Source organism: Pedobacter sp. KBW06, assembly GCF_003852525.1.
Classification (GTDB): domain Bacteria; phylum Bacteroidota; class Bacteroidia; order Sphingobacteriales; family Sphingobacteriaceae; genus Pedobacter.
The window spans coordinates 98162-122939 of sequence record NZ_QAJL01000006.1 but is presented as its reverse complement, the minus strand read 5'-3'; the positions used below and the strand labels follow the sequence as shown (position 1 = coordinate 122939).

Here is a 24778-nt window from a genome sequence, read left to right as displayed (position 1 = left end):
CAGCAGGCAGGGGTATCTCAGCTCAGTGGCTTAGAACTTTAGTGTAGCAGGCAGGTATTTGCTGACCAGTGCCTGATAATAAGGTTTCAGTTCCTCCCAGCTTTTTTGGTTGGGATTCTTGGAATAGAGGTCGTAGGGATTAAACAGGTCCACCCATTTAAACATTTCATGGTCTTTTTCAGTCATCAGGTGATCGTAAGCGTGTTCCCGGTGCTGGGCATAAAAGGAGTGGTACCGAAGCATGTATAAACCCGGTTCAGGAATATAATCTTTCATCATATGGTATACATATTCATCATGTCCCCAGGACATATGGACCTGATCAAGACCGCAGTTTTCTTTGTAAACACCGAGTTTGTTTTGATAAATTTCATTATTGAAATCCGGGTTCTGACTGAAAAATTCAGGAAAAACAATCTTATCGGAATAGGCACATCCAACCGGAAAAGTATCACCTACTACTGCCCATTGCGGCTCGCCAAACAGACAAAGTACCTTTCCCATATCGTGAATCAGGCCCACCAATACCATCCAGTCCGGATGTCCGTCATTTCTGATGGCTTCTGAGGTTTGAAGGAGGTGCTGCATCTGGTCCAGGTCTGTATCCGGATCAGAATCGTCTACCAGTTCATTTAAAAAGTCGAACGCTTTCCAGATCGGCATTTCTTTTTTATCGAACTTCAGGTAATCTGCTTTTTTCTGAATCACGAAATCATAGGTCTGGTAAGTATGGTTGAGGCGGTAAAATTCCTTTACCCCGTCTTTTACCGTTTCTTCATAATTTCTGAATTCTTCTTCTTTTTTCTCTTTGTTGATTTCAGCGGGATCCGGGTATCGGTTCAACACATCGTGTTCCCATTCATCTAAGTTCTCCAGAGGACTATTGTCTTGTGCTGTCGCATTGATTTGGTTAGTATTCATAGGATTGTAGATTAATCTTAATTGTTAATTCAGCCCATTTAATAGTATTAAAGTTGTAGTTTTGAAAGGGTAGATGTTCATTTCTATCCGGATTTATTTACTTAACCGATTAAGTAAATGGTCAACCTAACCAAATTAACCAAAGCACTTTTAGTAAAATGGGTAACATCACCATTAAAATGTTGGCTAAAGAACTGAACCTGTCAACTGCTGCTGTGTCAAAAGCTTTAAGGGATAGCCACGAGATCAGTGAGCGCACTAAAACACGCGTACTGGAACTGGCCGCCGCTTTAAATTATGTACCGCATCCCTATGCAGGGAGCTTACGTGAAAAGAAAAGCAATACCATTGCAGTGGTCATTCCAGAAGTGGCAGACAGTTTTTTCTCCCTCGCTTTAAACGGCATTGAATCGGTCGCGATAGAAAATGGCTATCATGCCCTGATTTACCTTACCCATGAGCGTTTTGAACGAGAAAAAACGATTCTGAAAGACCTGGAATCCGGAAGGGTGGATGGTGTGATCATGTCTGTGACCACGAAAACCAATACTTTTGACCATTTGAGATCTTTGAATAAGATGGTTCCAATGGTTTTTTTTGACCGGGTATGCGAGGAAATCGATACGGCAAAGATCACCACAAATGATGAGGAATGTGGTTATCAGGCCACTCAGCATCTGATAGACCGGGGCTGTAAAAAGATCGCCATCCTTTCCGTTTCAGAGTCCCTGTCGATCAATGCGAAAAGAATTCAGGGCTATCAGCGGGCGCTATCGGACAATGGCAGAAAACCTGAGGCATCCTGTATCATTGATTACAGCGAAGATCCGGATGAAAGTTTGGAACAGCTCAGAAAATGTTTTCGGACCGCAGAGCCACCTGATGGTATTGTGGCTACCGTCAGTAAAATGACGACAGACATTTATCTGGTCTGTATGGAACTGGGCCTTCGGATCCCGGACGACTTAAAAGTGGTTTCTTTCTCTAACGACGCTACTGTTGCCATACTTAACCCTTCCTTAACGACCATTACCCAGCCTGCATTTGAAATGGGGGAATTGGCTGCCAAAGTCCTGTTTAAAGCATTGAAGAAAAAGTATCTGGTATTGAGCGAAGAAAGTACCGTTGTTCCTTCTCAGCTGATTTTGAGGAATTCCACGTCGGCTGCTTTTTGAGTAAATCTCCAGAATTTGGAAGCCGGACTGGCTGCAGGATTCGAAAAATAAACTTAAATTACACCCATAAAAAAGATGTCTTTTAATTGTAGTATAAAAGAAATGATGGTCATTTAGCGATATGGATATTGTACTGTTTTATGTGTTGTTTTTTGGAATCGTTCTGCTGATCCTTTACCTGAGGAATAAGAATCGCGATAAAAATTATGCCTTATCAGCGGATGTGCTTGCAGGGCTGGATGCCATACATCTTGACCATGTTAAATGTGAAACATTTTCTTCAGGCATGAAGGGGAAGGGATATTACTTTTCCCGTTGTGAACTGTTTATTACTGAAGATGCCCTGGTTATTTTCGGACTGGGCAGAATAAAATGGCTCAGGCAGCTTAGCGATCCGTTAATTTTAACCAGCAACTCAGCAGGTTATGTATTCAAATTACCTGGTGCCAAACTCATAAAACCAAAAACTATAAACCTCAATTCATTTGGCGGAGACATTTACATTGAATTTGTTCAGCCAGGCTTTATCGGTACCAATGTCGAATTTAGGCTAAAAGGTATTTCAACTGCGCATAAGGAGCGTCTTCAATTTTTGAATACCAGTAGCTAAGCAGCGGGAACAATCACACAGATGTGCCGGAAATTTATTAATTTGTAGTAGTTAATTGCTTTTTACCTTTAATTTACCCTGTTATGAAAACAACCCAATACTTAAGTTTAGCCTTATGCGTACTCTCTTTGAGCGCATGTAGTATGTTTAAAAAACCAGCTAAAGAAAAAACTGCTGAAGACAGCAAACAAAGCAATGTCATCACCGACCGGAAATGGAAACTGGTGGAGCTTGCCGGTAAGCCGGTAGCTGATAAAGTAAATGGCAAAGAACCATTTCTATTGCTTCAGAAAAGCGAGGGGCGTTATTCTGCTTCCGGAGGTTGTAACGGAATAGGAGGTGCTTATACCCTGGAAAACAATGGCAGAATAAAATTTGAGCAGGGCATGTCGACGATGATGGCTTGTGAAAATATGGAGATCGAGCATGGGCTGAACGCTGCGCTAATCGCTGCAGATAATTATAGCCTTAGCGGGGACAACCTCTCTTTAAATAAAGCCAGAATGGCTCCCTTAGCCCGTTTTAAGGCGGTCAAATAAAATAGGATTTAAATTACAGCCCGTACCATTTTCGCAAAAAAGGGTGCGGGCTTTTTTTATGGCTTTCCAATTTAATTTATATTATTGCTGATAAATTCAATAACTTGTATTCTTTATGGCCAATTATAGTACCTGTACTGATAGCGAGTTGATTGCTTTATGGAAAGAAGGTAATGATGCCGTATTTAGAGAAATTTATCTGCGATACGACAAGCTGCTTTACTTATATGCCTATAAAAAGCTGAGAAACAGAGAGGAGGCCAAAGATGTGGTGCAGGATTCTTTTACCTGGCTTCTAAATCACCGTAATGAGGTTCAGCTGAACAGCAGTCTGTCGGGATATCTTTATAAAACGGTCCTGCATCAGATTCTGGATATCTTTAAGCATAAAGGCATCATTAAAAAATACGCTGAAAGCGGGGAGCATTATATCGAGCTGGATGCTACAGAAGCGGATTACCTGATCCGGGAAAAAGATATCGCCGCCTTAATAGAAAATGAAATTGCCGCCATGCCTCCTAAAATGAGGGAGATCTATACTTTAAAAAGAAGAGAGTTTTTAAGTACCAAAGAAATCGCAGGCCAACTGGGGCTCTCTGCCCATACCGTATCCACTCAACTCAAAAGAGCACTGAAGCACCTTAAGGTAAGACTTGGGACTGTAGTGTTCATTCTATGGATCCTTCATTAGGAAAAAATATTTAACTGTATATCAGTGTTTTAGGTTTTTTATTCAATTTTTTTTATTTGGATGTACCTAATCCCTGTTCCTGAATCGCCTTTACTTATTGTTGAGCAACAAGAGCAACGGAATTCAATGAAGAAAGACATCAAAAAAGTATTGGAAAAAGTCAGTTCGGGAAATGCAAGTCCTGAAGAAGAAGCGATGGCCAGACTTTGGCTGCATCAATTGCATCAAAATGATGAAGCCGGACTTTCAGAAGAAGAACTCAACGAAGTTAGTGAAGAAATGTGGGCATCGCTGGAAAGAAACAGTAGTCCATCCTTGCCTAAGACCGGAAAATTGTGGCCATATATTGCAGTTGCAGCATCGGTAGTTTTGGTGGCAGGACTGGGTTTGTATTTTTACAAGGCCCCAACTGCTGATCCGGTAAAAGCTCCTCAACAATATGCCAATGATGTTCCCGCAGGAAGCAATAAAGCTTACCTCACCCTGGCCAGCGGAAAAAAGATCCTGCTGAACAGTGCGACCAACGGGATGCTTGCCCAGGAGGGAGGGGTAAAGATTACCAAAACTGCGGACGGGCAACTGGTGTATACCATTGCGGATGAAGGAACAAAATCAACAGGAAAATACAACCGCATCGAAACACCGATCGGGGGGCAGTACGAACTGCAATTGCCGGATGGTACCAAAGTTTGGCTAAATGCAGCTTCCTCTTTAAAATATCCGGCCTCTTTCTCTGCACTCAAAGAACGTAGCGTAGAATTGACCGGTGAAGCCTACTTCGAAGTGGCAAAAGATAAAACGAAACCCTTCCTCGTAAAAAGCAGGGGGCAGGAAGTGGAAGTTTTGGGCACCCATTTCGACGTGAATGCCTATGCGGATGAGCAGGGTATTAAGACAACCTTAATGGAAGGCTCCGTGAAATTAAACGGACAGCTGACTTTAAAACCGGGTGAACAATCTGTGCTCAGCGATGGAAAGTTCAATGTGAAAGAAGTGAATGCCAATGATGCGGCCGACTGGAAAAACGGGGAGTTTGTATTCAATAATGAGCCTTTAACGAGCATCATGAAAAAAGCTGCCCGCTGGTATGGCGTCGAGATTGTCTATACCAATGAGCTGGTCAGAATCCCCACATTTACGGGCTCTGTTTCCCGCGCTGAAAATATTTCCAGTGTTTTAAATATGTTAGAAGAAACGAGTAATGTGCGTTTTACGATCGCAGGAAAACAAGTACGCGTAAGCACCAAATAAAAGAGATGACCAGGGCCTAACCAGTCCGATAGTTAACCAAGCTATCCATCAACAGAAGCAAAAAAAACATCAACACAACCAACAGATCCATCAAGACAAGCAAGAGATCCATCAACACAACTAACCAAACCATCAAAAACTAACCAAACCACATGAAAAGAACCGAACACAAAGCCAGTTAATACTTCAGGAGGTTTTTAAGAAAAAAGCCATGAAAGTGTATCAGCACTTCCATGGCAAAGATCTGAGTTAACCCAAAAAACAAATTTGAGATCCGTTCACGTATTAACCCAATCCAACAAAAGTATGAAATTAAATGCTTTTAACCTAGGTGTGCTCTGCCGGTGGCTGCTGCCTGGACTTTTATCAGCTATGAACTTTGTTGTTGCGCAAGCGCTGGCAACAAATAAAAGAAGACTATTAATGAGAGTTAATTTGATCATCGCCATCATTACAACCTGCTTATTACAAGTCAGTGCGGCAGGTTTTGCTCAAAAAGTCAATTATGTAAAACAGAATACCACCCTTCAGCAGGTCTTTCTGGAAATCAAAAAACAAACTGGTTTCAGGGTGCTCTATTCTGATCAGAACCTAAACAGTCAGACGAAAATCAATGCCAATTTTAAAGATTCAGAATTGGCCCAGGTGATGGAATTTTTATTAAAGGACCAAAACCTGACTTACAAAATGGAGCGTAAGAATATCCTGATTAAGATCCGGCCAAATGCCTTTGAGCAAATCAATACGGTCCTTAAGAATATCGACATCAGCGGAACGGTAATGGATAAAGACAAAAAGCCGTTGCCGGGTGCCTCTGTAAGTGTCAAAGGAACGAATAAGGTAGTCAGCACAGACGAAAATGGAAATTTTGCATTGAAAAATGTAGATGAGCAGGCCACCCTGGTGATCTCTTTTGTCGGCTATTTGCGAAAAGAAGTACCGGTGAGCAGGGGAGCCTTAACGATTGTGCTTGCTGAAGATGTGGGCTTGCTCGGCGATGTCGTGGTGGTCGGTTACGACACCAAGAAACAAAGCGAGCTGACCAGTGCTGTTTCCGTGGTTTCTTCCGCAAAATTAAAAGATGTCACTTCCAATTCCATCGGCGCCATGCTGCAGGGAAAGGTAGCCGGTTTGCAGGTCGTGAACAGCTCCGGAGCGCCGGGTTCCAATGCGGAGATCAGGTTGCGTGGCGTATCCTCAGTGAATGCGAATCAGAGTCCGTTGTTTGTAGTTGATGGGATTATCGGAGGCAATTACGATCCTAACGATGTGGAAAGTGTCGCGATATTAAAAGATGCAGGGGCTACCGCCTTATATGGTTCACAGGCAAATGCAGGAGTGATCATCATCACCACCAAAAGGGCCAAACAGGCCGAAACCAGGTTCGAAGCCAAAGTCTCCACCGGTTTCAGAACTGCCGACTTTGGTAAAATGAAGCTGATGAACAGCAATGAACTTTACGATTACCAGAAAGAATTTTACCGCGACTATGTAGTGGGTGCTGCCAATAACTCTTATAAGATTGACCTGATTAAATTCTATTCGGAACGTCCTTTATCGCTGCGCGACCAGGATTACGACTGGTCTAAAGAATCCTTTAAAAAGGCCCCGATCTATAACTTCTACCTTTCCGCAAGTGGTAAAACTGAGAAGAACGATTATTATGTAGGTGCATCCTATTATAAAGAAAAAGGTACTTTTATCAATACCGATTTTGAGCGTATTAACTTACGTGGAAATTCTACTTATCACTTCTCCAAAAAACTAGATTTAACCAATAATATTAACCTCAGTGCCTCACAGGGCAAGAGTTACGATTATATGGATGCCTATTATTCTTTCCTGAATATGCCCTGGGACAATCCCTATGATGCGAGCGGAAACCCGGTTTATGTAGATGGAAATTCTACCTTCAAATGGTGGTCCAGGGATAAAATCAACCCGATTCATACCGTACAGAATTCAGAGCATCCCTATAAAGGTTTCAATGTAAATTACGATTTGGGAATCAATTACCGGATTACTGACTGGCTTACTTTTGCCAGTTCCAACCGGTTGGCGGCTTCCTTCGACAAAGGCAGCAATTATGTATCTCCTGTTGCCGCAGGTACCTACCATGGGATGGGCTATCTGGATGAGTTGAATACCCTGAACTATGGCCTCATCAGCAACCAGTTGTTTAAGTTCAATTTCAAATTTGGGGAGCACAGTTTGAGCGGTTTTGCCGGTGGAGCGTTTGAGATCAGTAAAAACGAAACTTCCGGTGCTTCGGGGAAAGGTTTGCCGGAAGGATTGAAAGTACCGGGTGTGATTTCCAGCAATCAGGTGATCGTTGGTGCACACAATAAGTACATCTTACAATCTTTATTGTCGCAGGTAAATTATAACTACAAAAACAGGTATTTTTTGTCGGGCTCATTCCGTTATGATGGTTCTTCTAACTTTGCCCCAAGTAAACAATACGGTGGTTTCCCCTCTGTATCTGCAGCATGGGCGGTAAATAATGAAGATTTTCTGGCCGATAACCAGATTATAAGCAACCTGAAAGTACGTGCCAGTTATGGTATTACCGGAACTCAGGACATTGGCGCTTCGCGTTTTCTGGGCCTGTTTTCCCTTACCACTAAATACAATTCCTTAGTGGCGGCAGTGCCTTATCAATTGCCAAGCCCTAATTTAACCTGGGAGAGCAAACGCCAGATCAATGCCGGTATGGACATTGGTTTGTTTAAAAGGGTAAATTTAACCCTGGATGTTTACCGGAATGATACCAAAGATTTATTGCTGCAGGTATCGCAACCGCTGTCCGTTGGTTTTGAAACCAAATGGGAGAATGCAGGTACGGTCATTAACAAAGGGATTGAGCTGGGTATCAATTCAACCAATATCAGGACCCAGGATTTTGAATGGGTTACTGATTTTACCCTCAACTTTAACAACAACAAATTATCAGGTTTCCCATCTGACATCGTGAAAACAGGTTCATGGAGCATCTCGCAGATTTACCGCAACGGCGGAAACCTGTTTGAATTTTACATGCCGAAATGGTTAGGGGTAGATGCACAGACCGGTGCACCGGTTTGGGAGAAACTTATTTATAACACAGAAGGAAAAGCTGTGGCCAGCGAAAGAACATCAGATTATTCCCAGGCCACCAATCAGGAAGTCGGTTCGGCATTGCCTAAATATCAGGGTGGTTTTAACAACAGTTTCCGTTATAAAAACTTTAATCTGAGAGTGAGCACCTATTTCAATTACGGCAATAAGGTCTTTAGTAATAACCTGAGGTTTATGATGAATGATGGTCATGAGCCTTATTACAACCAGATCAAATTACCGAAAGGTGCTAAAATCTGGACTCAACCCGGTGATACCCAGGCTACAGAGCCAAGTCCGCAGAACTCGGCCAATTCTACTGAAACCTCCACCCGTTATTTGAAAGATGGAAGTTACTTTACGATCAGGAACATTGCTTTATCCTATACCTTGCCATCGGCATGGGCGAAGAAGATCAGCATGAGTGATGTAACGGTAGGGATCACGGCGGATAATGTGGCCACCTTCTCTAACTTCCTGGGCCAGGATCCTCAAACGACGATCACTCCAACCCGTTATGCAACACCTGGCGTGTCGGACTTTAAGTATCCCAACAACCGCCAATATTTGTTAAATATCAATTTCAGCTTTTAAGCAGGTTTTTACCTATTAAATTAAAGTATATGAAAAATATAATACTTACACTGATCGTCTTTTTTATGGTTGCAGCCAGCAGCTGTAAAAAGTTGAGTTCTCTGCCAAGTGACGCCATCAGTACGGAAACATTGGTGAACACCAGCGAAGGGCTTACCAATGCATTGAACGGAGCTTATGCTTTGTTCAAGGACCATATTGAATTTAACGGTAAGGTCGATAATAACAATATGTACCTGCGCCAGTTTTATCACCTGACCGACTTTGCCAGCGATGATATTGTTTGCGGACAGGTAACCACAGATCCCTTATATTATAGCTTTAGCCTGGACCATTCACCTGCCCAGGCCAACAGCCGTTATTACTGGTACTTATCCTACAAAATCATTACCGGCGTAAATACCGTTATTGATGCCGTGGAGAAATCCGGTAAAAATGATGCAGCCACCAATCAGTTACTGGGCGAGTGCTATTTTTTACGTGCATTCTGTCATTTTAACCTGGTCCGGTTATTTGGTAAACCTTATAGCGTAGATCCGAATTCCCCGGGGATCATCCTGCGTACCAACCTTAGCGATCCATCAAAAAAGGCAAGGTCGACCGTTAAAGAAGTGTACGATTCTGTACTTGCCGATGCGGAAAAAGCAGCAGGTTTAATGACCCGTTCGCGTGGTGTGCAATATGCCTCACAGGAAGCCGCCTGGTCTTTACTGGCCAGGGTTAACCTTTACAAAGAGGACAATGCAAAAGCAATCGAATATGCAGACAAGGTGATCAACTCCGGTAAGTTTTCATTGGCCACTAAAGCGGCTTATCCAAAGTTATTTGCCAATGCCACCACGAGTACGGAAACCATTTTTTGCATTGCTTTTACCGTTGTAGATGACTATGGGAAATTCGGTTCCATCGCCTCCATGATTTACTCGGATGGTAACTCCGGCTGGGGCGAGGAATATGCCTCTTCTTCTATACGTGCGGCCATGTCTGCACATCCTGAGGATGTTCGCTGGTCGTATATTGTTCCCTTAAAAGACGGAGCAGGCGTGGTGCAGAAGAAAAACGGGATTGAAGTGTATTACATCAGTAAGTTCTCTTTCCAGGATAACCTGCCAAATTTAAGCTCACCCATCATGTTCCGGATTGCAGAAATGTACCTGATCCGTGCCGAAGCAAAGGCCAAAACAGGAGCTGATGCAGCGGCACTGGATGATGTGGATCTGATCCGCAAGAACCGTGGTCTGGAAGCTTCGCTTTACAATAAAGTGGTTCCTGCAGGTTCAACAGCTTTAGATGTAGTTTTAGCAGAGAAACGGATAGAGATGGCATTTGAAGGGCATCGGACTTATGATGTGTTCCGCAATAAAAGAAGCCTGAATAAGGCGTATTGGGGGTATCACCTGACAGGTTTAAAAGAGACCGATGTGGACCTTTCGAAAACACCGGCTGGTTACCCCAACCTGACTGTTCCTTATACCAGTCCGCGGATCATTTACTATTTGCCGGTAGACGAGACATTGAGTAATCCACTGGCTACACAAAATCAATAATCTAACGATCACCTTGTAATATACAAATTGATATGAAAACTTTAAAAGCTTTCGTGTTCCTGCTGTCAGTGCTGCTGGCAGGGGCATTATTCAGCTCCTGTAAAAAGGATAAAACCGAGATCAAAACTGATCTGTTATATGAAGTAACTGTGGATGGGGCGACAGCAACTTTCAGTGTAAAAACCGACGGTGTGAGCAACTACCAATGGGATTTTGGGGATGGCAAAACTTCAACCGAAGCCAGCCCAAGCCATACGTATCCAGGTAAGGGCAAATATGTTCCGACACTGGTGGCGCTGGTAAAAGGAAAATCTGTAGAGGCATCAACCGTGTTGCAGATTGCTAAAGTCTCCCCGGTAAAAATTAACGACAATTCCCTGGACGACTGGTCTGCGGTGACTAAAAATGTGATCCCTTTAGGTTCGAAAAAGGGAATTTTTAACCTTGTAAAACTGGATTACGATGGCAACTATGTGTACCTGTATGGTGAGATGAGCGGTAAAAAAGCAGATGCAGTTATTTTCGATTTCTTCATTGATGCGGACAACAATTCGGCTACGGGCTGGCTTACCGGTTCTTTTACCGATGGCGGTTATGATGTGTTAATGGAAGGTCAGCTGCTCACTGCCGGTGTAGATATTCTTTACCATACCGGTGCCAACCAGAGTGACTTCGGCGGATATAAACTCCAATCGATCGCTGAGGCTTATACCGTAGGTACCGTAAAAGAGGAGGGCGGACTGGTTAAATTTGAAGTGCGGATTTCACGTGGTAAGCTGAAAGGGTTAACAGGTACAGGGATGCGGATCGGGATTCAGGTCATTAAAAACGACTGGTCAGTAAACCTGGGCAATGCACCGGACGAAGGAACCTCAAGTTTCTTCCTGGATATGAACGAATAATTTTATCTCAAACTTATGGAAAAGATTTTAACTGCTGATCACCTGGCTAAGGGACGTTTAGTGTCTTTAGATGTGATGAGAGGGATGATTATGGTCCTGCTTTGCGCAGAGAGCTGCAGGGTTTATGAAGCGATGCTGCACATTGATCCGGCACAACCTATGGGTGGTTTGATTACCCAGTTTTTTCATCACCCCTGGCATGGACTGCGCTTCTGGGATCTCGTTCAACCTGCCTTTATGTTTATGGCAGGGGCCGCGATGTATATTTCTTACAGTCGTAAGCTGGAAAAAGGACAAAGCTGGAGGGATAACTTAGGGCATATCCTGATGCGCAGTTTAAAGCTTTTTATCTGCGGGGTCGCGTTACATTGTGTTTACGCAGATAAACCCGTCTGGGAGCTTTGGAATGTGCTGACGCAGTTGTCGTTCACCATGATCGTTGCCTACCTGATCATCAACAGGTCTTATACCTGGCAGCTCCTGTTTTCCATTGGCTTGCTCGTGCTTACCGAAGTGTTGTTCCGTGGTTTACTGATGCCGGGATTTGACCAGCCTTTTGTGGAAGGGAAGAACTTTGGCGCTTATGCAGATACCTTGCTGATGGGTAAAATTAACAGCGATGGCTGGGTCACGATCAATTGTATTCCTACCGCGACGCATACCATTTGGGGCGTGCTGGCAGGTAAACTGCTCATCTCCGGGCAAAGTACCGGTTACAAAATAAAGGCGCTGATCATTGCGGGTGTTGTTGCTCTGGTCCTTGGTTTCGGTCTGGACCTGTCGGGGATTACACCCATCATCAAACGCATCAGTACCAGTTCGTTCGTAATGGTTTCGGGAGGATGGGTCTTGCTGATTTTGGCTGCGGTGTACTGGCTGATAGATGTAAAAGGCAATGTCAAATACGCCTGGATTTTTACGGTAGTCGGCATGAATGCCATATTTATCTACCTGTTTTTTGAGACAGTAGGGGTCCAATGGCTAAACGGCAAGGTTGCGATTTTCTCAGGTGATCTGTTGCAGCTGTTCTTCAACCTGCCGGTAAATGTAGCCGCAGTTGTGTCGGCCTTAACTGTACTGGTTGCCGAATGGTTCCTGTGTTACTGGCTGTATCAGCGAAATATCTTTTTTAAACTATAATCTCACCCTATTAAAACATATGATCATGATTAAAAAACACACCTGCTACGCAATAAGCACTTGCTTTGCTGCGCTGCTACTATTTGTTTCCTGTAAAAGCCAGGAAGATAACCTGGTTAAAATCGACAGTGTCAACGTCATTTATACAGAAAGTTCTGAAGATTTTCCTAACCCTGAGCGCGGCTTTTACCGCTATTCTGAAACGCATTCCAGTAACTACGAGGTATTGTTGGCAGAAGAGCTTAAAGGTTATCGTTCCCCATCTTCCGTTGAAAGTGCAAATTACAAAGTATCCAGTACCCTGGTTTTCAGGTATTATGTTTTGGATAATCTGGTGAACAGCGCGATGTCGGCCTCCTTCCTCAGTAATATTAAAAAGGATTTTGAAGCGGCACGCACAGCGGGCGTTAAGCTGATCCCCCGTTTTGTATACACGGTTACGTCGAAAGCAGGGAACTGTCCTGAGGGTTTTATTTGTCCGCCTTATGGTGACGCCAATAAAGCGACTATTCTTAGTCATATTGGGCAGTTGAAACCCGTTCTGCAGGAAAATGCGGATGTGATTGCCTGCGTGCAGCTGGGTTTTATCGGAACCTGGGGCGAGCAATACTATAGCGACTTCTTTGGCGATGCCTCCAACAATGGGAACCAGGGCGGTAAATTGCTGGACAACAACTGGAGAGACCGTACAGAAGTGATCAAAGCCTTTCTTGATGCAGTACCCTCAGACAGGATGATCCAGCTGCGTTACCCGCAGATCAAGCAGCGTTATCTTTATGGCGTTAACGCCCCGATCACATCGCCAGCTTTAACCGAGAGTAATGCGTTTAATAACTCCGACATCGCACGGTTAGGCTACCATAACGATTGCTTTATGGCAAGTGTTAATGATTTGGGTACCTACATAGATTATGGAAACAGTTCGACACCAAGCAATTCTGATGGGGTAGTATTGAACACCCTGAAGGACTATTCTAAGGCCGACAGCAAATTTGTTGTGGTGGGTGGAGAAACCTGTTCCGACGATTATAGCCCTGCCAACAATTGCGAGCCTGCCGGTAAAGTTCAGGCAGAACTTGCCGCATTACATTACAGTTTTATCAATGCCCATTACAACAATGCCGTCAATAACGATTGGCAGGATGGTGGCTGTATGGATAACATTAAGCGTAATCTGGGTTATCGCTTTGTACTGAAAAGCGCCTCTCTGCCTGACAATGCGGTTAAAGGAACGACGATGAACATTAGCCTGAACCTTAAAAATGTGGGTTATGCGTCTCCATATAATAAACGTTCTGCAAAACTGATCCTGCGCAATACGCAAAGCGGCGAAGTTAAGTCCTTTGACCTGGCTACAGATGTGAGGAAATGGTATTCGGGAGAGATCACCGTTACGGAAGGCATTCAGATCCCTGCTGGTTTCCCGGCTGGTGACTATGAACTGCTGCTCAACCTGCCGGATGCTTATGCAAGCATCGGGAAAAGACCGGAGTTCAGCATTCGTTTGGCAAATGCCAATGTCTGGGAGGCCGCTACGGGATACAATAAACTCAACCATACGGTGAAAATAAACTAGACAATATGATGATTATCAATTTATTAATACGATGTAAATGATCACATTCTTTAAAAGATATTTGTTGTTCAGCTTCCTGTTTTGCGTTTCGGCTTTGCCGCTTTATGCGCAAACCAGTCTGAACATTAAAACCGGAGAGCAATGGTTTGGCGGCGCTGTAAATGAAGCCCATCTGATGCCCTTTAAAGATAGCTACAGTCTGGACATGCATGGCGATACCCGCGGAAACCAGGCGGTGCCACTACTGGTATCTACCAAGGGAAGGTTCATCTGGAGCGAAGAACCCTTTAAGTTTAGTTTCGAAAAAAACAGGTTGCTGATCAGTCATGCGAGCAGTACTTTAATCATCGATTCTGCAGGTAAAAACTTAAAAGAAGCATTTGGCAATGCTTCAAAACGTTTCTTTCCTTCAAAAAATAAACTTCCCGATACCTTGTTGTTTAGCAAACCTCAATACAATACCTGGATAGAGCTGGTGTATAATCAAAATCAACAGGATATTTTAAACTATGCCAGGGCGATCATTGACAATGGTTTTCCGCCGGGAGTATTGATGATCGATGACAACTGGGCCGATTATTACGGGCGCTTCGATTTCAGGGCAGACCGGTTTACAAATGCCGCGGCGATGGTAGATACCCTGCACCATTTGGGTTTCAAAGTGATGCTCTGGGTGAGCCCTTTTGTATCGCCGGATACGGAGGTTTTCAGGGAGTTGCTGGCCAAAAAGCTTTTGCTTTTTGACAATGGAGGAAACGCCAATATGTCCTGGGAAAAAGCGGAAAAACCAGCCATCATTCCCTGGTGGAATGGTTACAGCTCGGTCATTGATTTTACCAATCCAGAAGCTAAAGCATGGTTCCTCGGCAGGCTGGATCATATGGTCAATACCTATCATCTGGATGGTTTTAAGTTTGATGCCGGTGATGCGGAATTTTATCCGTCAAATGGTTTGGCATTTAAAAAGGTAAGTCCAAATGAACACAGCAGACTTTGGGGGGAAATTGGCTTGTCCTATCCGCTTAATGAGTACCGTGCCATGTGGAAGATGGGCGGAGCAGCATTGGTACAACGCCTGCGCGATAAAAAACACAACTGGGAAGACCTGCAAAAACTTATACCACACCTGACTACTGCCGGTTTATTGGGCTATCAGTTCACCTGTCCGGATATGATCGGCGGGGGAGAGTATGGCTCATTTATAGGTAAAGATAAACTCGACGAACAGCTGGTGGTCCGATCTGCACAATGCTCCGCACTGATGCCTATGATGCAGTTTTCTGCAGCACCCTGGCGTGTGCTTTCTAAACAAAACCTGGCTGCAGTAAAAAAAGCAGTGGAGCTGCGGGCTAAGTATACACCATACCTAATGGAACAGGTAAAAAATGCAACTGCAACCGGAGCACCCATTGTCCGCAGTATGGAATATGAATTCCCTGATCAGGGTTTTGCTGAGGTAAAAGGACAATTTATGCTGGGCAGTAAGTATCTGGTTGCCCCGATGCTGACCAGTGGCGGTACAAAGACTGTATACCTGCCAAAAGGCAGTTGGACCGATGACCTGGGCAAAAAGATAAAGGGGCCGGTAAGCCTCAGTATAGAGGTAGCCCCGGATCGGCTGCCCGTGTTTGAACGTAATAGTCCCTAGTTCATTAGCTGAGCAGCCAAACAACTAAGTAACTGCCCAGCAAATCACCAACTACCAGGCAAATCATCAATCACTAAATAAAGAACCCCTAAATAAAGAACCAATTCAATAACTAACCCCTAAAAACTAAACTATAACACTATGAAAAATCTCTTCCTATTGGGAATCTTAGCGTTCATCCTGACTGCTTGTTCCAAACAAAATCAAATCGATGGTCTTTCTGCTAAAAACACAAAAGAAAGTGCTACTCAAAATGTATTGGCTATTACCAGTTTTTATGTAAACGGGACCTCCGGAAACGATGCGAATGCCGGAACTTCTCCAGCTTTGGCACTTAAAACCATTCAGGCCGCATTATGGAAAACTACTGATGGTGTCGGTGCTACCATATACGTGGCAGGAGGTACCTATAAAGAAAGACTGTATTGGTCAAATTCAGGTGCTTCAAGCGCTGAACCGTTCACTTTAACCAATTATAACAATGGAGTGGTGATCCTGGACGGAGTGAATGCGACCAATTCAGCTCAGAATGAGATGATCGCGATAGCCAGTAAAAGCCACCTCAGGATTGAACACATCAACATTGCGAACAATTACCGAAGCAATGCCAAAGGGATTTATATGGTAGGTTCCGGTACCGATGTTCATTTCACTTTTTGCAAAATTTACAACATTGGCTGGACTACCAATTCCAGTGCCGTACCGACAAGTAACGACAATGCCAGTCCGCTGATCGTAGTTGGCTCTACAGGCGTGTCTTATAACGAGATCTATGTGGGTAGTAATGAAATCTATAACTGTAATACCGGCTATAGCGAAGGCCTGACCTTAACGGGCAATGTGGAGAATTTTCTGGTAGAAAGTAATGTAGTTCACGATATTAAAAATATCGGTATCGATTTGTCCGGTAATTACTCCTGGACCAACGCACCTGCCAATGTTAATTTTGCGCGTAACGGCAATGTGAAAAACAATACCGTGTACCGCTGTGTGTCGCCGGTAGCCACTTCTGCAGGTATTTATGTGGATGGCGGGAAATGGATTAACATTGAGGGAAATGTTTCTTATGAGAACTCTACAGGCATCAGTGCTGGCTGTGAAAACAATAACAACAATACAGAAGGCATCAATATCCGAAGCAATTTTATCTATAATAATGTGGAAGCGGGTATTATTATGGGCGCCAATGCCCCCAACAGTAAGGTGATTAATTCGAGCATCAGCAATAATACCCTGTTCAAAAATTACTCTAAAACGGGATGGGGCGGAGAGATTCACCTTCAAAACACAGATCAGCTTTCGATAAAGAACAACATTATCCAGTCGGCCAGCAATATTGTGATCGTGGCTTCTGCCGGTTATACTGCTACAAATCTGTCCTTTGATTACAACAAGTATTTTTCTGCTTCCGGTTCATCTGCTAACATCACCTTCGATTGGGGCAGCATCAATCAGACTACCTATGGCTCTCTGGCCGCATTTAAGACTGCAACCGGTTTAGATGCCAATTCTACCTATGGCAATCCTTCCTTTGTTTCTGCCAGCTTACCCAATCCGAATCTCCATTTAACCAGTGCGTCTTTATGTGTGAACACCGGATTACCTTCTTTTGTGGCTCAACCCGGAGAACTGGATATTGACAAAGAGGCAAGGGTTCGAAATGGCCGTTTAGACATCGGAGCAGATGAATCCGCCTATTAAAATTATTCAAGAACCTTAACCGTTTCATTTTGAAAACAATAGAAAACTTATTTGAAATTACTTCCAAGTTCAGGTGTCATGTGGACATCTCTACGCTGAAATCTTATGGCACAGGACATATTAATGATACCTATCGCCTCAAGAACCTGGTGAGCGAGGAGTATGATTACCTGCTCCAGAAGATCAACCATCAGGTATTTAAAAATGTGCCCCAACTGATTGAAAACATGTGCAGGGTCATTGCGCATCTTAAAAAACAACTGTTGATCTCCGGAGAAGGCAATCCCGACAAGGAAGTGATGACGCTGGTTGCCACCAAAGAAGGGCCTTATTTTTATCAGGACAGTTATGGGGACTATTGGCGGATGTGCCATTTTCTAAAGGATACGAAAACTTATGATGTGGTAGAAACCGAGCAGCAGGCTTATGAAGGCGGAAAGGCCTTCGGGAAATTTCAGGCCATGCTTTGTGACCTTTCCCCGGAGCTGATGTACGATGTGATTCCTGATTTTCATCATATGGGGAAAAGACTGGAACAGCTGGAACAAGCAAAGGCTGAAGATCCTCTGGGTCGGGTTGCGCTTGTATTGGAGGAGTTGGAAACCGTAGATGCAAGTTCCGGGTCGATGTCGTTTTTTCAGCAAGATGAACAGCTGTTGACTTTGCCCAGACGCGTGATCCATTACGATACCAAATTCAATAATGTGTTGTTAAATTTAGAAGATAAGGCCCAATGTGTCATCGATCTGGATACGGTAATGGCCGGTTATGTGGCCTATGATTTTGGCGATGCGATTCGTACGATCATCAATAAAAGCACAGAGGACGACAAGGATTTGTCGAACATCAAATTGAACATTCCCTTGTTTAATGCTTATACCAGAGGATACATGGAAGAGGCCAGACAATTTATCAATGAATGGGAGTTGAGGTCTTTGATCAAAGGCGTGCTTTTACTCCCTTACATGCAGGCGGTCAGGTTTCTGACGGATTATATCAACGGAGACCGTTATTATAAAATAGAATCCGAACACCATAATCTTCAGCGGACAAGAGCGCAGCTTAAATTGTTTAAGGAGCTGTTATCCCATTCGGAATCCATGGAAGACCGGATCTTTAAAGAGGCCAGAAAACACCAGTTAATTAACAGTTAAAGAGATGAACAGAAGACATTTTTGCGCCAATGGATTTGTAGGATTGGCGGGATTGACCTTAATGCCTGAGGCATTATTCGCCCGTGCTAAAGACAAGGTTCGATTGGGTTATATCGGCGTAGGCTTAAGGGGAAGGAACCACATCAGTGAAGGGCTTCTTCGTAATGATGTGGAAATCACAGCGATTTGCGACATTCAGGAGAGTTCCTTAAAATATTGTCGCGCACAGTTTGTGAAAGCGGGGAAGAAGCTTCCGGCTGAATATACCGGCGGGCTTGATGCCTATAAAAAGTTACTCGAACGCAAAGACCTTGACGCGGTGATCATTGCAACGCCATGGGAGTTCCATAAGGACCAGGCTATTGATGCCATGAGGGCCGGGAAATACGTAGGTTGTGAAGTGATTGCCGGGATCAGCGTTGAAGATCACTGGGAGATTCTAAAGGTATATGAAGAAACAAATATTCCTTACATGACCCTGGAAAATGTTTCCTATCGCAGGGATGTACTCGCAGTATTGAATATGGTCCGGAACAATGTATTCGGAGAACTGGTTCATCTGGAAGGTGGGTATCAGCATGATCTGAGGCCTGTGTTGTTTAACGATGGCCTAAATTTTAATGGCAAGGGTGGAGAGTTTGGCCCCAATACCGTTGGTGAAGCACAATGGCGGACACAATGGAATGCCGATCGGAATGGAGACATTTATCCGACCCATGGCGCCGGTCCGATTATGAATTACATCAACATCAATTGTGGGAACCAGTTTACGAACCTCGTTTCCTTTGCTTCAAAATCCAGGGGTTTGCATAAGTATATTGAAAAAGTATCTCCCGGAAATAAGAACCTCGCTGTAGATTTCAGAAATGGAGACCTGATTACCACCATGCTGAACTGTGCAAATGGAGAAACGGTCACCTTAACCCATGATACGCATTTGCCAAGACCTTATTCTCTGGGATTCAGGGTGCAAGGTACGGAAGGTTTATGGATGGATGTTGCCGATTCCATCTATGTAGAAGGAAAATCCGGAACTTATGATGAATGGGATAAAGCCAAAACATGGCTGGATAAATATGACCATCCGCTCTGGAAAAAGTACGAACATCTGGCCGAAGGAGCCGGTCATGGCGGAATGGACTGGTTTGTGTTTAATGCCTTTGTGGAGTCGGTGAAACAGAAAAAACAAACGCCGATCGATATCTATGACTCCCTCACCATGAGTGTCATTACGCCGCTTTCTGAGCAATCATTAAAAGAGGGCAATATGCCGCAAAAGTTTCCTGATTTTACCAAAGGAAAGTGGAAGGATGCCAAAAGTAAATTTGCACTGGATAACAGTGGTTTTTAAAAAGGCTTATAGAGAAAAATCGCATTAACCTAAATCTCTGCTTAGGTTAATGCGATTCTCTCAATTGGTGTTTATTATTTTTTCTGTACGCCTTTTTTTGCAGCTTCAATGATCACGCTGGCTACTTTTTCAGGTTGCGACATGAAGATCACATGGCTTCCTTTTACTTCTGTTACTTTTGTATTAGAGCGTTTATACATCGCATGTTGAATCTCAGGGGCAATGCTTTTGTCTTCAGTAGCGATCAGGCCATAGGCAGGTTTATCTCTCCATGCGGCGTGGGTAACCGGTGTGATGAATCCTTTTGCATAAAAGGCCCCTTGTGAAGCGTACATGAAATCTGCTTCTTCCTTGCTGATGTCTGCACAGAAACCTTTATGGAATTTCGCTTTGTCATAATAAACGATTCCTTTATCGTCCGGGGCCAATACACCGTTTTCCGGTGCTGGAGGAGCGGTTTGAAGCCATTGTACGGTCGACTCTCCATTGTCCGGCTGGAATGCTGCGATGTAAACCAGGGCCGCTACTTTTGGATGATTTCCTGCTTCTGTAATCACTGTTCCACCCCAGGAATGTCCTACAAGAATTGCCGGGCCATCCTGTTTATCTAAAGCTACCTGTGTTGCTTTTACATCATCCTCCAACGAAGACAAAGGGTTTTGTACTACCGTTACATGGTATCCTTTTTTTGTAAGCACCGTATACAATGCTTTATATCCTGAGCCATCTGCGAAGGCTCCATGTACCAATACTACATTTTTTACTTCCTGAGCATTTACTTCAGTCACTGTGCCTGCTACTGATGCGATGGCTACTGTTGCGGCCAATAGGCCAGTTTTGATTTTGTTTTTTAGATTTTGAGTTTTCATCTTTTTTGTTGTTGAGTTTTTTGGTTCGTATCAACAATACAAAGATGGGCTGAAAGGAGGCCTCAGGTAATAGACATACTTCCTATTAGATTGTAATTTTTTCCCTTAGATGATTTGTTTCTTATTACGGTAGCCAATGGGAGAGTAGGAAGTGTGTTTTTTGAAGAAATTGCTGAAATAAGCAGGGTCTTCAAACCCGAGTTCATAGGTGATTTCTTTGGAAGACTTGTCTGTGTAGTAAAGGAGCCTTTTAGCTTCGATGATGATGCGTTCCTGAATGATTTGAATTGGGGTCTTTTGTTGGAATAAGGCAAAGAGATTGGAAAGTGTTTTGGGCGATCTGTTGAGTTGTTGCGCGTAGAAGTTTACAGAATGCTCATTGTGAAAATTGCCTTCCACTAGTAAATTGAATTTACGGATGATATTGAACCTGTCGTTCTGCATTTTGGGATCCGGGAGGTATTCTGATTTGGCCAGCTGGGTCACCGTAATGATCAGTCTCTTCAATAACATGATGAGCATATCGTTCTGCACATTATCTGAGGTTTTCATTTCGGAAATAAACATATTGAGCAATAACAACATTTTTTCCTGCGAAGCTTCATTCAGATTAATGAACAGATTTTGACCTATGGCAAACAGAAAACCGACACAGCTGACTTCTGCATCATGGTCCACCATACAGTAAAATTCCCTGTTGAATTGCCAGGCCACCACATCAGAACTTCTATCAAAAAAGAAGGATTGGTTGAACATCAGCGGTAAAATGGACTGTGCCGGAAATACAATCTCTTCTCCATCGATCGTCACTGTTTGCTGCTCAGCACGGTTCCAGACGATGGTAAAATATTTATTGTCGCGGTCTTTGCTATAAAAAAGACGTTCAAAATATTGCTCCGCGTTTAGGAGCAACAGGTGGCCACCGGAATTTGAGTCAGAGAGGTGCAATTTCATTTACATAAAAGTAAATGATCTCAGACAAATATCATAATCACCATCTCTTAATTTTTCTACCTTTCACAACATAGGCTGTGAAAGGTAGCTTTATTTTTATAGTTCTGATTTTATTCCGCTACAGGAGTGGCGAGTAGTTGCAGTTCCCATGTCAGGCTTGTCCCTACATTTCCCATATGTTCTACCAGCATTTCGCCCAGGGCAGGAACCGTTTCTGTGCGTGCCCAATCGCGTTGCATTTCGGAACCGAAGACAGTCCAGGTGATCGGAACCGCACCTGCCTGAACCATGCGCATTACTGCCATTTCATGTGCTTCCAGACTCACTCCGCCCGAAGCGTCGGTTACGATATAAACTTCATAACCTTCGCCCAGAGCCTGGATTGCCGGCATAGCCAGACATATTTCTGTCCACAAAGCGGCCATTACAATTTTCTTTTTACCTGTCGCTTTTACCCAATCCACAACGCGGGTATCTTCCCAGGTATTGATAAAGGTTCTGTCGATTGGTTTTTGGTCAGGAAATACCGCTTGCAGCTGTTTAATCAGCAGGCCACCGCGCTGTTCCAGAACTGTTGTGAAGAGTGTGGGGACGCCAAATAACTTCGCACATTTTGTTAATCCAACCACGTTGTTAATAATGGTTTGTGAATCATGACTACGCAGGCCTGCGAACTGGAATGGCTGATGGTCGATTAATAACAGTACGCAGTTATCAGGGGCAAGAAGGGCTCCAAGGCCGGCTTTGGTGTTTTTTTCTGTTGACATCTTAATTTGATTTTGGTTATGAATGTTGATTGATTAGTCTTAATTATACATTAATGCGGGGTCGATATCTTTAGGTATGTCCTGGATGATGTCCCAGTGTTCCGCAATTTTCCCGTCCTTGATTCTCCAGATGTCCATAGACATCTTTCCATGATCGCCTGGAAAGTCCTGAGTATAGCACTGGATCCATACCAGGTCTCCCTCGGCAGCAATACGTTTTATACTTACTTTGAACTGAGGGAATTTTCCAAACAGATGTTTGTTGACGGCTTCAATCGTTTCTTCTACGCCTTTACCGGAGTGGGGGTGGTGATTGAAAAAATCCGGGTGCATCAGGGTTCTGGCCTTTACCATGTCCTTGTCATTGTAAAATGTAAGGAAGAATTCGGAAGCCAGTTTTTTATTCCTTTCTTCCTGCCCAAGGTTTCTTTTTGTTTGAGCAACGACGGCTAGCGTGCTGCTTAATAAGGTAAATAATAAGAGGAGCTTTTTCATTTTGTTTATAAGATTACTATACAAAATTGCGGCAATTGGAAGAAGGCAGGAATGATCTAAAACAAGAAAACTACTTGATCTGGATCAAGTAGTTTAGTAAGGAATCGTCCCGTATAATCCTTCGAAGAAATCTTTATAAGCGGATGCAATTTCTAAGGCACTGTTCATCACAAAAGGGCCTTCCGCAAAGATGGGTTCGGTATAAGGACTGCCACCGAAAACCAGCACATCTGCTACTTTGATCTGATCATTATAAAAAACAATTTCCCCGATATCTTCTCCTATGAGTAATAGCTTACTATTTCCTATAACTCTGCTGTTGATGGCGATTTCTGTAACCGGGACAAATGCCGCGACTTCATGACCATTTGGTGGGGAAAATGGGAAGGTCGAATTTGGATTCAAACGGATATGATAAATGAATTCATCATTGAAGGTTGGTATGGCCGATGCCCATATTCCGAATTTCCCGACTAAGATTCTGATTGTTCCGCTATGTTTCGGCAATGCTGCTTCAGGGATATCCCTTGTCTGCAGGGAGATGTATTCAGGGTCGTCTTTCTTTCTGTCGCCGGGCAGGTTGATCCAGAATTGCAGCGAATGGAAGGTCGGTCCGTCTCTTTCCGCAAGGAAAGGTTTCTCTTCATGAATAATTCCATTGCCGGCCTTCATCCATTGGATACCTCCCTTGTTTACGAAGCCATGGTTCCCCATGCTGTCGTAATGGGAAAGGCTGCCACTCAGTACATAACTAAGGGTCGCAATGCCCCGATGAGGATGGGCATGTTGTCCGTAAGGCCGCGTGAAGTTTTCCTGCTGAAGGTTTACCGGATAGGTGTGGTCAAGCAAGACGATGGCACCTACTGAGCGGATCGCACCGGATGGCAGCAGGCGGTTGACCAGAAAATCATCGACCCTGGAATTGAGCCCTCTGTGGAGCCTGGTTGTATAGCTTTTCATGATCAGATGTGTTCCTAATTTACACACCCAAATTTCTCGGGTTAACTGAGCATCCTGAATAATGCAGATCATCAAAACGGCTTGATTTAAATCAAGCTTCTTTGGTGATTTGTATCAAGTAGAAAAGCCCCGCCTCGCCCTAACTTTGACTTATTCAAAACCATTAAAAAGATAACATTATGAAAAATTCAATTGGAATAATAGGAGCAGGTAACATAGGAAAAACAGTTGCCGGGCATTTTGTCAAAGCAGGTTTTCCGGTATTGATCAGCAATAGCCAGGATCCGGAATCATTGGCTGAAACCATTGCTTTTTTAGGTCAGGGGGCAAGAGCGGTAAGACCTGTAGAAGCTGCAGAGGCGGACATTGTAATTCTGGCCCTACCATGGTCGGAGGTACCCGGTCTTTCTGACCTTACCGACTGGAATGGACGTATCGTTATTGATGCGACCAATCATTTTATCACTTACGCGCCGGACTTTCAGGTCGCTGATCTGGATGGTCTTGCCTCAACTGAAGTTGTTCAGCAACACTTGTCTGGCGCACGTCTGGTAAAAGCCTTTAATACCATTTTCTTTAAAATACTTGAACAGGATCCGCAGGTAGGAAATGGCAACCGGGTATTGTTTGTCTCAGGTGATGATTCCGAAGCTAAAGCCGTTGTTTCACAAGCGATCAGCGCAATCGGTTTTGCGCCTGTTGACCTGGGTTCTTTAGCCGTTGGCAGCAAATTTCAGCAAGCTAAAGGCGCACTGGCTACGCTGAATCTCGTAAAAATCGGATAAATGAAAAGGTTGAAAAACAAGGTAGCCATCATCACCGGCGGCCCAATGTTGC

At 43.8% G+C, this 24778-nt stretch carries 21 protein-coding genes; 15 read left to right on the top strand and 6 right to left on the bottom strand.

All coding sequences use genetic code 11. The features are described 5' to 3' along the window. Positions 1-30: 30 nt before the first annotated feature. The gene (locus DBR43_RS30480; RefSeq protein ID WP_124587132.1) at positions 31-921 is read right to left on the bottom strand and encodes an inositol oxygenase family protein; all 891 of its coding nucleotides are present in this window, start codon (positions 919-921) and stop codon (positions 31-33) included. 158 nt (positions 922-1079) lie between these two features. On the opposite strand from DBR43_RS30480, the gene DBR43_RS30475 reads away from it, so the two are divergent. The 14 genes from DBR43_RS30475 to DBR43_RS30410 all read left to right on the top strand — a co-directional run bounded on the left by DBR43_RS30475 (position 1080) and on the right by DBR43_RS30410 (position 19896). Then, positions 1080-2096 carry a LacI family DNA-binding transcriptional regulator gene (locus DBR43_RS30475; protein ID WP_124587131.1) on the top strand — a complete coding sequence of 339 codons (1017 nt, stop codon included), beginning with the start codon at positions 1080-1082 and terminating at the stop codon, positions 2094-2096. A gap of 121 nt (positions 2097-2217) precedes the next feature. After that, on the top strand, positions 2218-2706 hold the full coding sequence (locus tag DBR43_RS30470) for a hypothetical protein (RefSeq protein WP_124587130.1): 489 nt from the start codon (positions 2218-2220) through the stop codon (positions 2704-2706). 83 nt (positions 2707-2789) lie between these two features. After that, positions 2790-3245 carry an META domain-containing protein gene (locus tag DBR43_RS30465; protein WP_124587129.1) on the top strand — a complete coding sequence of 152 codons (456 nt, stop codon included), beginning with the start codon at positions 2790-2792 and terminating at the stop codon, positions 3243-3245. A gap of 115 nt (positions 3246-3360) precedes the next feature. Further along, positions 3361-3936, top strand: a complete 576-nt coding sequence (locus DBR43_RS30460; RefSeq protein ID WP_124587128.1) for an RNA polymerase sigma factor — start codon at positions 3361-3363, stop codon at positions 3934-3936. A 126-nt stretch (positions 3937-4062) separates the two neighbouring features. Further along, positions 4063-5187 (top strand): FecR family protein, encoded by a 1125-nt coding sequence (locus DBR43_RS30455; protein ID WP_158622640.1) that lies wholly within the window; start codon positions 4063-4065, stop codon positions 5185-5187. 423 nt (positions 5188-5610) lie between these two features. After that, complete coding sequence (locus tag DBR43_RS30450) at positions 5611-8877, top strand: SusC/RagA family TonB-linked outer membrane protein (protein ID WP_124587126.1); 3267 nt, start codon at positions 5611-5613, stop codon at positions 8875-8877. Positions 8878-8906: 29 nt separating this feature from the next. Further along, positions 8907-10424 carry a RagB/SusD family nutrient uptake outer membrane protein gene (locus tag DBR43_RS30445; protein WP_124587125.1) on the top strand — a complete coding sequence of 506 codons (1518 nt, stop codon included), beginning with the start codon at positions 8907-8909 and terminating at the stop codon, positions 10422-10424. A 32-nt stretch (positions 10425-10456) separates the two neighbouring features. Beyond that, positions 10457-11326 carry a PKD domain-containing protein gene (locus tag DBR43_RS30440; protein ID WP_124587124.1) on the top strand — a complete coding sequence of 290 codons (870 nt, stop codon included), beginning with the start codon at positions 10457-10459 and terminating at the stop codon, positions 11324-11326. Between the two features lie 15 nt (positions 11327-11341). Then, a complete protein-coding gene (locus DBR43_RS30435) occupies positions 11342-12466 on the top strand; it encodes an acyltransferase family protein (protein WP_124587123.1) in 1125 nt (374 codons plus the stop codon). Positions 12467-12491: 25 nt separating this feature from the next. Then, on the top strand, positions 12492-14042 hold the full coding sequence (locus tag DBR43_RS30430) for a DUF4832 domain-containing protein (RefSeq protein ID WP_124587122.1): 1551 nt from the start codon (positions 12492-12494) through the stop codon (positions 14040-14042). Between the two features lie 37 nt (positions 14043-14079). Continuing rightward, the gene (locus DBR43_RS30425) at positions 14080-15690 is read left to right on the top strand and encodes a glycoside hydrolase family 31 protein (RefSeq protein ID WP_124587121.1); all 1611 of its coding nucleotides are present in this window, start codon (positions 14080-14082) and stop codon (positions 15688-15690) included. Between the two features lie 141 nt (positions 15691-15831). Continuing rightward, on the top strand, positions 15832-17391 hold the full coding sequence (locus tag DBR43_RS30420) for a right-handed parallel beta-helix repeat-containing protein (RefSeq protein ID WP_124587120.1): 1560 nt from the start codon (positions 15832-15834) through the stop codon (positions 17389-17391). 29 nt (positions 17392-17420) lie between these two features. Continuing rightward, positions 17421-18545, top strand: coding sequence for a phosphotransferase enzyme family protein (locus tag DBR43_RS30415; protein ID WP_124587119.1), 1125 nt, complete (start codon positions 17421-17423; stop codon positions 18543-18545). Between the two features lie 4 nt (positions 18546-18549). After that, positions 18550-19896 (top strand): Gfo/Idh/MocA family protein, encoded by a 1347-nt coding sequence (locus tag DBR43_RS30410; RefSeq protein ID WP_124587118.1) that lies wholly within the window; start codon positions 18550-18552, stop codon positions 19894-19896. Positions 19897-19970: 74 nt separating this feature from the next. Here DBR43_RS30410 and DBR43_RS30405 read toward each other — a convergent pair whose 3' ends face one another. From DBR43_RS30405 to DBR43_RS30385, 5 genes are all read right to left on the bottom strand, one after another. After that, entirely contained in the window at positions 19971-20765 is a 795-nt protein-coding gene (locus DBR43_RS30405; protein ID WP_124587117.1) for an alpha/beta hydrolase, read from the bottom strand. A gap of 105 nt (positions 20766-20870) precedes the next feature. Then, the gene (locus DBR43_RS30400) at positions 20871-21719 is read right to left on the bottom strand and encodes a helix-turn-helix domain-containing protein (protein ID WP_124587116.1); all 849 of its coding nucleotides are present in this window, start codon (positions 21717-21719) and stop codon (positions 20871-20873) included. 110 nt (positions 21720-21829) lie between these two features. Next, positions 21830-22486: a hydrolase gene (locus DBR43_RS30395; RefSeq protein WP_124587115.1), complete on the bottom strand. Its 657-nt coding sequence runs from the start codon at positions 22484-22486 to the stop codon at positions 21830-21832. A gap of 39 nt (positions 22487-22525) precedes the next feature. Beyond that, positions 22526-22981, bottom strand: coding sequence for an ester cyclase (locus tag DBR43_RS30390; RefSeq protein WP_124587114.1), 456 nt, complete (start codon positions 22979-22981; stop codon positions 22526-22528). Positions 22982-23074: 93 nt separating this feature from the next. Beyond that, complete coding sequence (locus tag DBR43_RS30385) at positions 23075-23941, bottom strand: pirin family protein (protein WP_124587113.1); 867 nt, start codon at positions 23939-23941, stop codon at positions 23075-23077. Between the two features lie 179 nt (positions 23942-24120). Here DBR43_RS30385 and DBR43_RS30380 point away from each other — a divergent pair, with 179 nt between their 5' ends. Beyond that, positions 24121-24726: an NADPH-dependent F420 reductase gene (locus DBR43_RS30380; RefSeq protein ID WP_124587112.1), complete on the top strand. Its 606-nt coding sequence runs from the start codon at positions 24121-24123 to the stop codon at positions 24724-24726. Positions 24727-24778: the final 52 nt, after the last annotated feature.

What these genes read in the sequence shown, in the direction of transcription:
- DBR43_RS30400 (WP_124587116.1), bottom strand. Translation starts at nt 21,719, where the DNA reads ATGAAATTGCACCTCTCTGACTCAAATTCCGGTGGCCACCTGTTGCTC.
- DBR43_RS30425 (WP_124587121.1), top strand. Translation starts at nt 14,080, where the DNA reads ATGATCACATTCTTTAAAAGATATTTGTTGTTCAGCTTCCTGTTTTGC.
- DBR43_RS30450 (WP_124587126.1), top strand. Translation starts at nt 5,611, where the DNA reads ATGAGAGTTAATTTGATCATCGCCATCATTACAACCTGCTTATTACAA.
- DBR43_RS30380 (WP_124587112.1), top strand. Translation starts at nt 24,121, where the DNA reads ATGAAAAATTCAATTGGAATAATAGGAGCAGGTAACATAGGAAAAACA.
- DBR43_RS30445 (WP_124587125.1), top strand. Translation starts at nt 8,907, where the DNA reads ATGAAAAATATAATACTTACACTGATCGTCTTTTTTATGGTTGCAGCC.
- DBR43_RS30460 (WP_124587128.1), top strand. Translation starts at nt 3,361, where the DNA reads ATGGCCAATTATAGTACCTGTACTGATAGCGAGTTGATTGCTTTATGG.
- DBR43_RS30385 (WP_124587113.1), bottom strand. Translation starts at nt 23,941, where the DNA reads ATGAAAAGCTATACAACCAGGCTCCACAGAGGGCTCAATTCCAGGGTC.
- DBR43_RS30475 (WP_124587131.1), top strand. Translation starts at nt 1,080, where the DNA reads ATGGGTAACATCACCATTAAAATGTTGGCTAAAGAACTGAACCTGTCA.
- DBR43_RS30405 (WP_124587117.1), bottom strand. Translation starts at nt 20,765, where the DNA reads ATGAAAACTCAAAATCTAAAAAACAAAATCAAAACTGGCCTATTGGCC.
- DBR43_RS30455 (WP_158622640.1), top strand. Translation starts at nt 4,063, where the DNA reads ATGAAGAAAGACATCAAAAAAGTATTGGAAAAAGTCAGTTCGGGAAAT.
- DBR43_RS30390 (WP_124587114.1), bottom strand. Translation starts at nt 22,981, where the DNA reads ATGAAAAAGCTCCTCTTATTATTTACCTTATTAAGCAGCACGCTAGCC.
- DBR43_RS30420 (WP_124587120.1), top strand. Translation starts at nt 15,832, where the DNA reads ATGAAAAATCTCTTCCTATTGGGAATCTTAGCGTTCATCCTGACTGCT.
- DBR43_RS30480 (WP_124587132.1), bottom strand. Translation starts at nt 921, where the DNA reads ATGAATACTAACCAAATCAATGCGACAGCACAAGACAATAGTCCTCTG.
- DBR43_RS30395 (WP_124587115.1), bottom strand. Translation starts at nt 22,486, where the DNA reads ATGTCAACAGAAAAAAACACCAAAGCCGGCCTTGGAGCCCTTCTTGCC.
- DBR43_RS30435 (WP_124587123.1), top strand. Translation starts at nt 11,342, where the DNA reads ATGGAAAAGATTTTAACTGCTGATCACCTGGCTAAGGGACGTTTAGTG.
- DBR43_RS30440 (WP_124587124.1), top strand. Translation starts at nt 10,457, where the DNA reads ATGAAAACTTTAAAAGCTTTCGTGTTCCTGCTGTCAGTGCTGCTGGCA.
- DBR43_RS30470 (WP_124587130.1), top strand. Translation starts at nt 2,218, where the DNA reads ATGGATATTGTACTGTTTTATGTGTTGTTTTTTGGAATCGTTCTGCTG.
- DBR43_RS30410 (WP_124587118.1), top strand. Translation starts at nt 18,550, where the DNA reads ATGAACAGAAGACATTTTTGCGCCAATGGATTTGTAGGATTGGCGGGA.
- DBR43_RS30465 (WP_124587129.1), top strand. Translation starts at nt 2,790, where the DNA reads ATGAAAACAACCCAATACTTAAGTTTAGCCTTATGCGTACTCTCTTTG.
- DBR43_RS30430 (WP_124587122.1), top strand. Translation starts at nt 12,492, where the DNA reads ATGATTAAAAAACACACCTGCTACGCAATAAGCACTTGCTTTGCTGCG.